Here is a 12,455-nt window from a genome sequence, read left to right as displayed (position 1 = left end):
AAGATATTTTTGTAGCTATGAGTGTATTAGCATCTCCTTAATACCTGCAAAAGTATTTACTAATTATTATAAAACCTTATAACTAGAGGTCGTACCCCAAATTATTAAAAAATAAACACTATAAATTATGAAAAAAAGAGCCTTATTTTTTATGCTAACTTTATTGTTTAGTGCTACTGTGTTTTCGCAGAATATTGCTGCCACATTTGACAATGCTCAAATAGTAAACGACGGTACCTTTGATTGGTACGAAGTAGAAGTATACCTTACTAGCGATGTAGCCTACAAACAAGGTCGTGGCCAATTTTATTTATTCTACGATGTTAATGCTTTTGGCAATAGTATTGCGACCCCAGATGCCAATGGAGCTCGTGTGGAGCTAGTTGCTAATTCAGGCAGTATTTTGGCGCAAACATTTGCGGGTGCATTTCCTGTATACAATGATTTTATAATTAGTAATAACGGAGTACCTGATGGTGATTTAGCAACTATTTCAATTGCTTTCCAACAAGCGATAGGAGGTGATGTTTTTAGTGACAATGTGTTAACCACTCCTACTTTATTGGGCCTAGTGAGGATGCGTTATGAAAATGCGTCTATCGCTCCAGAAGTATGCTTCAATACCTTAGGAACTAACTTTGATGATCAATTTCAAACGGCTTGTGGAGGAAATCCTTTTCCAGATTGCAGCGGTGCTCCTGGCGAAACTATACTGGATTATGATGGTAGCGATTGCTCTGGAGCATTATTGCCTGGAGGGGCAAATTGTGCTTCAACAACGACCTATACTATAGACGGAGATTGGGATAATGGGGATCCAGACAGTACAACAGAAGCTATCATTGCTGAAAATTATGATACTTCTCTCGGAAATATTAATGCATGTGAGCTTGTAGTACAAAATGGTGCTACCCTAACAATTAATGCTGGTGATTTTGCTGAAATAGAGGGTAATATTACTGTCGATACGGGTGGTGCAATAGTAATAGCACATCAAGGAAGCTTGGTGCAGGTTGATGATATGGCAGTTGTAGCTAATAATGGAAGCATTGAAGTACAAGTTACAACCCCTACATTAAAACCAAGAGATTTTATGATTATGGGAAGCCCAATGTCTACAGAGACTAGAGATGGTGTTTATGCAGATGCTTTTAGGGTATTAGAACACTCAACAACAAATTTTTTGCCACATCCAGATGTAGAAGACTTCTATCTACCAAATACAGTAGTAAACTTCATGGATGATAATTTTAACGATTGGTTAACCTATTCTGGAACTATCAATCCAGCCGAAGGCTATTTAGTATCTCCTCAAGCAGATATACAAGATGGTAATACAACCTATGATCTTAGTTATACAAATGGAACCCTGAATAACGGTATTATTACGTACAATATGGAATTTACTATAGACCAAAATTCAAGTCCGAGTATGCTTGCAAATCCATATCCTTCTGCAATAAATGCCGACCTGTTTATTCAAGCAAATGATGAAATTGATGAAATCTATTTTTGGGAGCATATTACCGAGCCTAATACAACGTTTCCAGGCGGAAATTCAGCTAACTTTAGTATGGAAGATATTTCTATGTATAATTTAGCAGGTGGTGTTGGTACAGGTACTGCGGCTGCAAATGGCGGCACAGCACCCAACGGAATTATAGCAACTTCTCAAGGATTTGGTGTAAAAGCTTCTGCAGCTGGAACAGCAACATTTAATAATAGTATGAGAGTTACAGAGGGTAATACTACGCTAAGAAATCCTAGTATAAATAGAGATAGAATTTGGTTGCAAATTGAAAACCAAACCTATGATTTAAACACAGAAACACTTATTGCTTTTACACCTAGTGCTACGTTAGGTTTTGATGCTGGATACGACAGTGAACAAATTGGAAAATATGTTTCTTTATTTTCAAGAATACCAAATGAAGATAAGGCGTTTGCCATTCAATCTAGAGAGGCATTTAACAATCAAATCACTGTTTCTTTGGGCTTTTCTACTTTAATTGAAGGAACAGAGACGTATACTATAAGCCTCAGTAATTTTGATGGAGATGTTATTGCTAATGAAACAATATACTTAAAGGATCATGCCACTGGAATTCTAACAAATATGTCTGAAGGAAGTTATACATTTACTGGAGATTATGGTGTTCACAACGATCGTTTTACCATACAATTTGTTGACGAAGAAGTTTTAAATACACTAGAAAATGCATTAGATAATTCTGTTGCTGTATACCCTAATCCAACGAATGGAATTATAAACATTCATTCCCCAAATGTTTTGATTCAAGATGTTTCTTTGGTAGACATACAGGGTAGAATTATGATGCAGCAACAAAACATCCAAAACAATGCATTGCATTTGGATATAAGTACTCTTAATAGTGCAGTATATTTTGTAACCATCACTACGGAATATGGCACTTTAGTAAAAAGGTTTCTCAAGGAATAATAATCTGTTGAAAGGTTAATTTGTTAGATTGAGTTGAAAGTCTGGTAGCATACTCCTCTTGCTATCAGGCTTTTTTATCAAAAGCTTAGTTAAGTCTGGTGCTAAAGTCTAATTATGAATATATAGATTTCCTAATACAACCGTCAAGTGATGGAACAAGTCTATATTATATTCTAGGTGTTTATCCTTTTAATCCATTTTCAACTATAGCATTTCCATGAGGTACTAGGATTTCATCCAATTTTAATGTAAAAGCAATATATATAATGTCATATTTAGGTGTCGAGTAAAACTTCTTGGTAGTGAATACTTTCACTGTTTGTAGTAATCTGGTATATAATTCTTTCAAACCCCGTCTAAAAAATCTTCTAACACCTCTTTTGAACCAAGATTGAGTTTCTTTTTTAAACGTGCCTTGGCTATTTTTACTGCATGTACTGTGGTTCCTCTAAGTTCTGCAATTTCTTTACGAGTTAGTTTCATTTTAGTAAATGTGGCAATCTCTATATCTGTTTTTGATAAATTAGGATGCTTAGAAGTAAGTTGAAAGATGAAACTTTTGTTGTAGTTTGCAATTTGCTCATTAATAACCAGTATTTTTTTGTCTTCTAATTTGCTAGAGCGAATATCTGCTAGTGTAGATTGAATATCAACTTCAGTGTCTTGTTTTACAATTTTTTGTAAATCTTCTGCGATCTTTAGCTTAGCTCTCAATTGCTTTACGCTTTCCATTTGTAACGACATAATTTCCTTCGTTTTTAATGAAATATCCTTTTCCTTTGAAATTAACTGAGTAACTACATCTAGTTTTTCTCTTTCTAACGTTTTGTATCGATCTACAATAGCGAGTGAGAGAAGAATAGCCTCTAATACAGAGCCAATCATATAGGCATTTAGCGTAAATATGTTTTCTGGAAGAATAACAAATACCGTAAGTGTGTAAATAATAACTGTGGTACAATAACAAGCCCAAGCAATTACCAAATATTTTGCAAATGAATTTCCTCGTATGTACGTCCTAATTCCTGAATACAAGGCTAATAAGCTACAAAGCATTAGTCCCAACGCTACAGGACTATTGTTGGGGGGATGTCCAAATAGTTCTTGTCGAATCATAACATAAGCCAAGGCGATAAGTTCATAATATAAAATACCCTTCAATAACCAATGTGATGACGTACTATACTTCTTTGTTTCCAAGAAGCGAATACAAAATTGTGCTGTGATTACAGTTCCAAATGTCAGAAATATTGGAGTACACCATTCCTGAAAAAAAGGCATTCCATCTAACAAATATTTCTTCATAAAACCGCGAACGGTTATCTGAACCAAAAGACCTCCTAAGATGGTGCCAGCATACAAAAAATAGACACTATCCCTTAGGCCTACACTTAATAAAATGTTGTAAAAAATAATAATAACCAGCGCCCCAATGATCAAAGCAATCGCTAATAATTCATTTTGCTCGCTTTCCAAATATTCTGATTCTTTTACGAGTGTTATGGCATAAGCCTTTCCATATTGACTGTACGTTCTCATATAAAAAGTCTTGGCCTCACCTTCCTCAAATTCTAATGGAAAATACAAAGATGTCGCTTTAATAAGCTTGTCTTTTTGATTTACCATCACACCTGTGTGGTATACTTTCCAATGATTTCCTTGTTTGAAATATAAACTCACCGAGTCTAACAAAGGCTTTCTAACTCTAAGCAACCGCTGTATTGGTCTAGCACTCTCATTCTTAATTTTAAATTTCAGCCAAACATTAGTATCTGTAAATCCTAGATTGATAATATCTTTTTTAGATTTTTTAAACTCAATAGTCTCAGCTTCTTCGATACTTACCTTTAATGTGGGGTCTTCAGCCACAGATATATATTTTCCTAGCACATCTTCAGAGGATACTTTATCTATCGGAATAACATCATAGGCTACATTTTGAGAGATACAAGCTACCGAAAAACAAAAAAGGGATATAAATAAAAAGTGATAAGATGTTTTCAAGAGTCGGGTGTATTGGAAATACAAAAATACATGAACTAGCATCTTTTTTCTTAAAAACAACGATAACAAGATGTTACTCCTAGGGTACAAATAAGGGCACATTATCAAAACCCCTATAAATAAAGGGATTGAGTTTCTAAAATAGTTGAAATGTTAACACAAGTACCTGCCTTCGGTTTTTATTTTTGCAAGGTATAAAATCCCAAATGTATCACTAGAAAGCTTTGCCTTTTCAAACGCTAAGCGTTTGTATTTTCTGCTAGGGAAGTGCAAGATTTTTATTATTCGAATTACAAAACCTAATGAAGTGTCTGTAATTCTTGTAGCTATTCATCCCTACAACTATGCTTACAATGTTGAGCCTATAAATTTTATGCAGCTACCAAAAAATGTAAAGCGCCCAAAAAAAATATAGAAAAATGAATAAACTCATAGTACTTTTTTTCCTACTTATTATACACAGTGTTCACGCACAGGTTGGTATAGATACTTCTACTCCAGACCCTTCTTCAATACTCGATATTGCATCCAGCAATAAGGGAATTTTAATTCCTAGAGTTTCTTTGTCTACTATTTCAACAGCCTCTATTGATGGAGTCAATACAGCAGCAGAAGGACTGTTAATTTACAATACCAATGCTTCAGTAACTGGGGGCAACGGAACAGGCTTTTATATTTTTAATGGGAGTGCTTGGTCAAAATTGGTTACTTCTAATGAAGTAAGTGCCGATGCAGATTTTTACGAAGAAGGTACCACTACCTCACCAGATGCTATTACGGATGACATCTATACTCAAGGAAATGTAGCTATTGGGAAAAATACGGCAGATTATCCTTTGGACATACAAACTGATGGAGATCGTAGTATAAATACACACAATACCAGTACCGCTGGTAGTTCTAGAGCTGGATTGATCAATACTTTCGCCTCGAATAATGGAATTCGTACTGGTGTTTTTAACTTTATGAATTATAATACACCTTCAGGAGATCCAACCAAATTGGGTATTTCAAATGTCCTTACAAATAGTTCAAGGGGGAGTGCTATTGGCATACGAACCTTACTTTCCAACTCGGGTACCACAGCACAAACAGGTTTATTTGCCCAACTTGTTGGAAATTCACCTGGACTACAATATGGAACTTACACGGAAATTAGCAACTCTGGAGATGGCGCGCATTATGGTCATTGGGCTAGAATACTAGGAACTGGAACAGGTAATAAATATGGATACTGGACACAAATAGCGAACTCTGCAGGAGGAACGCACTATGGGGTATACTCAGATGTTCAAAAAACAGGAAGTTTTGCCGGATATTTTATAGGGGATGTACGTATGACAAGTTTAGGAGGGTCAGGAAATCAAGTGGTCGTGGTGGATAATGATGGAGATTTAAGCACCCAAGGATTACCTACTGATGAAGTTGACTGGTACGAGGAAGGTACTACTACAAAACCAGATGCCATTACAGACGATATCTACACCCAAGGAAATGTGGCCATCGGAAAAAATACGGCAGATTATCCTTTGGATATACAAACTGGAGGAAACCGCAGTATACATACATTTAATGCTAGTGGTGCTTCGGATACTCGATTTGGGATAGCGAATACTTTCGCTACTGCGAATAACGGAAAACGTGTAGGTGTTTTTAATCTTTTGAATCATATTGCAGCGGGTACAAATCCAACTAAAATTGGTATTGAAAACACTATGTCACGCAGTTCAAGAGGTACTGCTACTGGAATGGAAACTTTGCTTAACAATGGAGGCAGTACAACACAAAGAGGTCTATTTTCCAACCTTATAGGAACTGCTACTGGACAACAATACGGTACATACACGAGTATCCAAAATACAGGAAATGGTGGACATTATGGACATTGGACGAGTCTTGCAGGAACTGCAAATGGTAATAAATTTGGGTATTGGGCAGAAATAGCAACTACGGCAGGTGGAACGCATTATGGTGTATATTTAGATGTTCAAAAAACAGGCAGTTTCGCAGGGTATTTTATAGGGGATGTTCGTATGACCAGTCTGGGAGGATCTGGAGATCAAATGGTGGTGGTTGATAATGATGGGGATCTAAGTACGCAGGCTCTTCCAGGGAGTGATGTAGATTTTTACGAAATAGGAACTTCTAATGCGCCAGATGCCATTACAGACAATATCTATACGCAGGGGCAACTGGTCATAGGAGGTACGGCGGCAAATCAAAGTGCGCAATTGCAAATTGATGAAGAAACTGGGAATGGCGCCATACATATCAATACCAACTCAGATGATGTTACGGCCTTTACGATGCGCCGTACTGATAACAACAATAGACAAGGGATTGCTTTCCAAAATTCTGGAGGGGCGCACGGAGCGATGATTTACCATACTATTCCTGCAGATGGCTTCGAAAATGGTATTGCGATTGCGACTATAGGGAATCAAGCCACGGCAACCGACCTTGGCACTACTGCAACCTTTAAGGATGACGGAACCATACGACTACACGATTACGGCCTAGGCAATAATACAGATACAGCTCCTGCATATCTTGTAGGGGTGCAAGCCGATGGCGATCTTGTAGAATATGACAATTCCGTAGAGGCTGTCTCTACACCCTCTTTTGCTGGAAACTGGGAAAACTATAGTGTGAATTTTGGTACAGACTACGAGAATGCTAGATATTATAGACACGATAGTAGAGTGCATCTAGCGGGCTTAGTGCGCAAATCTTCTGCGATTAACAATAATGATCATATCGTTACATTACCTCCGGGATATCGTCCTGTAAAGCGCCGTATATTCAGTTTACATTCTCAGTTTGGAGCCGTCCGTGTGGATGTCTTCCCGAATGGACAAGTGCGTATGATTGCGGGCAACCAAAATGGAGGGCAAAATTGGGTGTCGCTAGATGGTATTTCATTTAGAGTTGATTAAAATGTAGTATTTCTAAATCAAAATGGAAAATCTCTTTTTTTGTTTTCACTCAAAAAGATGAGCTGTAAGCATTTTAAAATTATCATACATTAAAATCGATAGCCCTAGAATGAGTATTGTTTCAAAATTTGACATAGGGTACAAACAAGGGTACATTGTCTAAACTCCTATAAACAAAGGTGTTTCTTTCTTGAAATAAATAGGTTTTTAACATAGGTGCCTAGCTTCAGTATTTATTTTTGCAACACACAAAACCCCATTTTTATTATGAGACCGTTTTATTTTTTTAGATGCATTGCATTTTTATTTTCTGTTCGTCAAGCTTTAGGGCTTTGATTTTTTATTCAAGTTTTTTTACAGATGTACTAATCCAAGTACATCAACTTTCAAACAATAAATTGGCTCAGTCAAATATGTATACAACCACTGCCTAAATAAATAAAACAAAACTCTTTTCTTAAACTTTCATATTATGAACAAAGCATTGCTATTTTTTTTCTTTACAATTTTAACATCCTCAACTTTTGCTCAAACAACAAATATTCCAGACGATAATTTTGAGCAAACATTAATCGATCTAGGCTATGACGATATATTAGATGATTATGTATTAACAGAAAATATTAACACCTTAACTTCATTAAATATTTCTAATAAAAACATTTCTGACCTTACTGGTATAGAAGATTTTACAGCTTTAATTAATTTAGTTGTAGGGGATAATAACATTACATCATTAGATATATCTGCACAAACAAACTTACGGACGCTTTTAGCGTCAAATAATTTTCTTTTAACAAATTTTGTTCATGGGAATAACTCTGATTTACGACAATTAAGATTAAGCAATAGTAACATAAGTGCAATTGATGTCACTCAATTTTCTATGCTACGTGAGTTGTACTTGACGAATGTCTCACCTTTATCACAGCTGGACGTAACAAATAACCCGAGCCTAATAAGGCTTCGAGTTAACGGTACTACTATTTCAGAAATTAATACGATTAACAATACAGACCTTGATCAATTATTTGTTAGTAATACTGCTATTGCATCGCTTTCTTTAATAACCAATTCAAGCCTAAGTTTTATTCAAGTTAGTAATTGTCCTAATCTTGAGATATTGAATGTTAAAAATGGTAACAATACAAACATAACAACCTTTAATGCTACGGGAAATTCAAACCTAAGCTGTATAACTGTAGATGACCCAGTATATAGTACCGCTAACTGGACAAATATTGATGCGCAAACTAGTTTTAGTGAGTTTTGTTTAAATCAATTCACGTACGTGCCAGACGATAATTTTGAGCAAGCATTAATCGATTTAGGCTATGACGATATATTAGATGATTATGTACTAACAGAAAACATTAACACCTTAACTTCATTAAATATTTCTAACAAAAACATTTCTGATCTTACTGGTATAGAAGATTTTGTGGCTTTAACTACTTTAAATATAGGGGATAATGACATTACATCATTAGATATATCTGCACAAACAAACTTACGGACGCTTTTTGCTTCAAATAATTTTTCTTTAACAAATTTTGTTCATGGGAATAACTCTGATTTAAGAAACTTAAGATTAAGTAATAGTAAAATAAGTGCAATTGATGTCACTCAATTTTCTATGCTACGTGAGTTGTACTTAACCAATGTATCACCTTTAGCACAACTGGACGTAACAAATAATCCAAGCCTGATAAGGCTTCGAGTTAACGGTACTGCTATTTCAGAAATTAACACGACTAACAATATAGACCTTGATCAATTATTTGTTAGTAATACTGCTATTGCATCACTCTCTCTAATAACCAATTCAAGCCTAAGTTTTATTCAAGCTAGTAATTGTCCTAATCTTGAGATATTGAATGTTAAAAATGGTAACAATACAAACATAACGACCTTTAATGCTACGGGAAATTCAAACCTAAGCTGTATAACTGTAGATGACCCAGCATATAGTGCTGCAAACTGGACAAACATTGATCCACAAACTAGTTTTAGTGCGTCCTGTAACTCTGTTCTTGTAAATCCAAAAGTGTTTTTACAAGGTGCTGCTCTAAACCCATACATGGGAGAAGAGAATTTAATGCGTGATGATTTACGTGTGGCAGGATTACTTCCAACTACAAGTCCGTATACAGATGGGGTAACCTGTGATGCCTCACTATTTAACACCACAGGAGATAATGCCATTGTAGATTGGGTTTGGATAGAGTTGAGAGATGGAAACGATACTACACAAGTGGTGGCTGGTCAATCTGCATTGTTACAACGTGATGGAGATGTACTAAATGCAGCATATGAAACACTCGAATTTGATGTTGCACACGGTAACTATTATGTAGCCATCAAACATCGAAACCATTTAGGAGTAATGACGGCAAATACAGTTGCATTATCTTATACAACAAATGTAGTAGATTTTACACAAGATGTAACGGTAACACAAGGAGGCAGCCTCTCTCTTAGCGAGCTTGATAATGGCCTCTACGCGATGCATGCAGGGAATTCTGATAGTAATGGACAGATCCAGAATTCAGATATTTTAAATATCCTATCACTAGTTGGCTCCCCTGGATATCTATTAGAAGACGTAGACCTCAATGGACAAACACAAAACTCAGATATCTTATTAACATTACCTAATGTTGGAAAAGCCCAACAGTTTAACGATTAAGTATACCCCTTAAATTATATATTATGAAAAATTACCTACTAGTACTCTCTTTGTTTCTATCCTTAGCCGTCACAGGCCAGGTAGAAGATGTGTTGTTTACCATTGAAAATCCACAGATCACCAACGATGGTATGAACGATTATTACGAAGCCGATGTGTATATATCAAGTACCAGCGAATTTAAATATGGTTTTGGTCAATTGTACATTACCTATAACACCGATGCTTTTATCACAACCCCAGTTGATAGTGGCGGGTTTGAATATACCCGACCTACTGGATCTTTATTAGATCAAGGGATTGATGCGACCGATTTAGCAAAATTTTATACTGGTTTTAATCAGCTTGATAATACCCCTGGTATCATCTCTATAAATTGGCAGCCTGCCTTTGCTGCATCGACCATAGCCAATGATAATGTCACAGCTACACCAAGGTTGTTATTACATTTCAGAATACAATATGCAGACACAAGTCAAGACCCTATGATTTGTTTTGATGTAGACTTAAGCGATGGTCAAAATACAGAAGCCTGTGGTCCTTTTAGCTCTGCCAATCCTTTTGAGACTGCAGATTGTACAGGCGCAAACTTACCTGTGGTGATAGAAGATGATATGTATACCTGTGACAATGCAGGGCTCCCAGTTTCATGTGCTACCACCAGTACCTACACAATCATGGGTGGGTGGGACAATGGTACACCAGATAACATGACAGAAGCTATCTTTCAAGATAGTTATGATACGTCCCTCGGAAATATTACAGCCTGCCAAATTGTGGTAGCAAATGGTGCTACGTTAACCATCAATGCTGGAGAACATATACTTGTAGATAACGATGTTACTGTAGATGTTGGAGGTGCCATTGTGATTGCACACCAAGGAAGCTTGGTACAAATAGATGATACGGCATCAGTAACAAACAATGGAAGTATTGAAGTACAAGTAACAACTCCAAATCTAGAAGCGAGAGATTTTATGCTAATAGGGAGCCCTATGACGGCAGAAGTGAGAGAAGACCTAGCAGGTTTTAGAATGTTACAACACAGTACGAGTAATTTTAACCCAAATCCAGCCATTCAAGCCTTATTTGCCGATGGAACGAACTTTACAGATGATGATCTTGCAGGCCAAGCTGGTTTTGATTGGACAACAAAAACTGGGATGCTAGCTCCAGGAGAAGGGTTCTACTATATTCCAGGACCAGATTTACAAACAGGAGGGAGTTATGACTTAGCTTTTAATACAGGAACTCTAAATAATGGTATTGTAAACTATGCCACCACCTTTGGTACTGATCAAAATGACAGTCCAAATATACTAGCAAATCCATACCCTTCAGGAATTGATACTGCTTTATTTATCAATGGAAATACGGCAGTAAATGAGGTGTATTTCTGGAATCATGACACCAACCCAAGTACAAGCTATCCTGGTTCAGATGATTCGTATTATAATATGGCAGACATTTCAGTATTTAATACGTTAGGTGGTTCGCAAACAGGACCCTCTGTTATTGCAACCGGACAAGGATTTGGAGTGAAAGCAGTGAACGATGACCCAATTGTATTTAACAACGCCATGCGTGTGCTTACAGGAAATACAACCCTTAGAAACCCAGAAGAAACCACAAACAAACTATGGCTAGAAGTCACCAACGAGGCATACGATTTAAAGAGCAATATGTTAGTAGGTTTTACCCCAGAGGCTACCGCAGGATACGAAGCTGCCTATGATAGCAAACGTCTTACGGCAAGCGTTTCTTTATATTCTATGATTGCAGGAGAAGACCAAGGCTATGCCATTCAAGGAAGAGAAGCTTTTGAAAGTTCAATGACCATCCCATTAGGCTTCCAAACCTTAGTGGAAGAAAATGCTACCTATACCATTACACTAGCCGATTTGGAAGGATTGGCTTTGGATACAAATACAGTGTATTTAGCAGACAGAGCAACAAATACGGTAACCAACTTAAATGAAAGTGGTTACACATTTACTGCAGTAGCAGGCAATCACAAAGACCGTTTTGTATTACAATTTGAGAACGAAACTGTTTTAAATACACAAGAAAACTTAGCAGATACTGCTATTGCTGTATATCCTAATCCAACAAATGGAATTGTAAACATTCAATCCCCAAATGTTTTGATTCAAGATGTTTATTTGTTAGATATACAGGGTAGAGTTATCAAAAAAGAAAAAGGAATCCAAAAGAACAGTTTCAGTTTTGATATAAGTGATTTAGATAGCGCAATATATTTTCTAACAATGCATACAGAAAATGGATCTGTGGTAGAGAGAATTATAAAAGAATAATAATCTGTTCAAGATTAATTAGTTAGATTGAGTTGAAAAGTCTGTTAGCA

Annotated in this window: 5 protein-coding genes; 4 read left to right on the top strand and 1 reads right to left on the bottom strand. The window is 36.3% G+C overall.

Annotated features, from left to right (window positions below; all coding sequences use genetic code 11):
* Positions 1-127 precede the first annotated feature (127 nt).
* Positions 128-2,461, top strand: coding sequence for a T9SS type A sorting domain-containing protein (locus tag ACY2RS_RS02070; RefSeq protein ID WP_490096934.1), 2,334 nt, complete (start codon positions 128-130; stop codon positions 2,459-2,461).
* Between the two features lie 345 nt (positions 2,462-2,806).
* Here ACY2RS_RS02070 and ACY2RS_RS02065 read toward each other — a convergent pair whose 3' ends face one another.
* Entirely contained in the window at positions 2,807-4,465 is a 1,659-nt protein-coding gene (locus ACY2RS_RS02065) for a 7TM diverse intracellular signaling domain-containing protein (RefSeq protein WP_490096933.1), read from the bottom strand.
* A gap of 419 nt (positions 4,466-4,884) precedes the next feature.
* Here ACY2RS_RS02065 and ACY2RS_RS02060 point away from each other — a divergent pair, with 419 nt between their 5' ends.
* The 3 genes from ACY2RS_RS02060 to ACY2RS_RS02050 all read left to right on the top strand — a co-directional run bounded on the left by ACY2RS_RS02060 (position 4,885) and on the right by ACY2RS_RS02050 (position 12,405).
* The gene (locus ACY2RS_RS02060) at positions 4,885-7,401 is read left to right on the top strand and encodes a beta strand repeat-containing protein (RefSeq protein WP_490096932.1); all 2,517 of its coding nucleotides are present in this window, start codon (positions 4,885-4,887) and stop codon (positions 7,399-7,401) included.
* Positions 7,402-7,873: 472 nt separating this feature from the next.
* Positions 7,874-10,090 (top strand): leucine-rich repeat domain-containing protein, encoded by a 2,217-nt coding sequence (locus ACY2RS_RS02055; protein ID WP_490096931.1) that lies wholly within the window; start codon positions 7,874-7,876, stop codon positions 10,088-10,090.
* A gap of 23 nt (positions 10,091-10,113) precedes the next feature.
* The gene (locus ACY2RS_RS02050) at positions 10,114-12,405 is read left to right on the top strand and encodes a T9SS type A sorting domain-containing protein (RefSeq protein WP_490096930.1); all 2,292 of its coding nucleotides are present in this window, start codon (positions 10,114-10,116) and stop codon (positions 12,403-12,405) included.
* The last annotated feature ends 50 nt before the right edge of the window (positions 12,406-12,455 follow it).

It is taken from the genome of Patiriisocius sp. 208BN25-11 (assembly GCF_058147145.1).
The sequence above is the reverse complement of the archived record's forward strand: the minus strand, read 5'-3'. Positions and strand labels throughout refer to the sequence as shown.

Excerpts from the sequence above, each read along its gene's own strand:
- ACY2RS_RS02070 (WP_490096934.1), top strand. The coding sequence starts at position 128 with ATGAAAAAAAGAGCCTTATTTTTTATGCTAACTTTATTGTTTAGTGCT.
- ACY2RS_RS02060 (WP_490096932.1), top strand. The coding sequence starts at position 4,885 with ATGAATAAACTCATAGTACTTTTTTTCCTACTTATTATACACAGTGTT.
- ACY2RS_RS02055 (WP_490096931.1), top strand. The coding sequence starts at position 7,874 with ATGAACAAAGCATTGCTATTTTTTTTCTTTACAATTTTAACATCCTCA.
- ACY2RS_RS02050 (WP_490096930.1), top strand. The coding sequence starts at position 10,114 with ATGAAAAATTACCTACTAGTACTCTCTTTGTTTCTATCCTTAGCCGTC.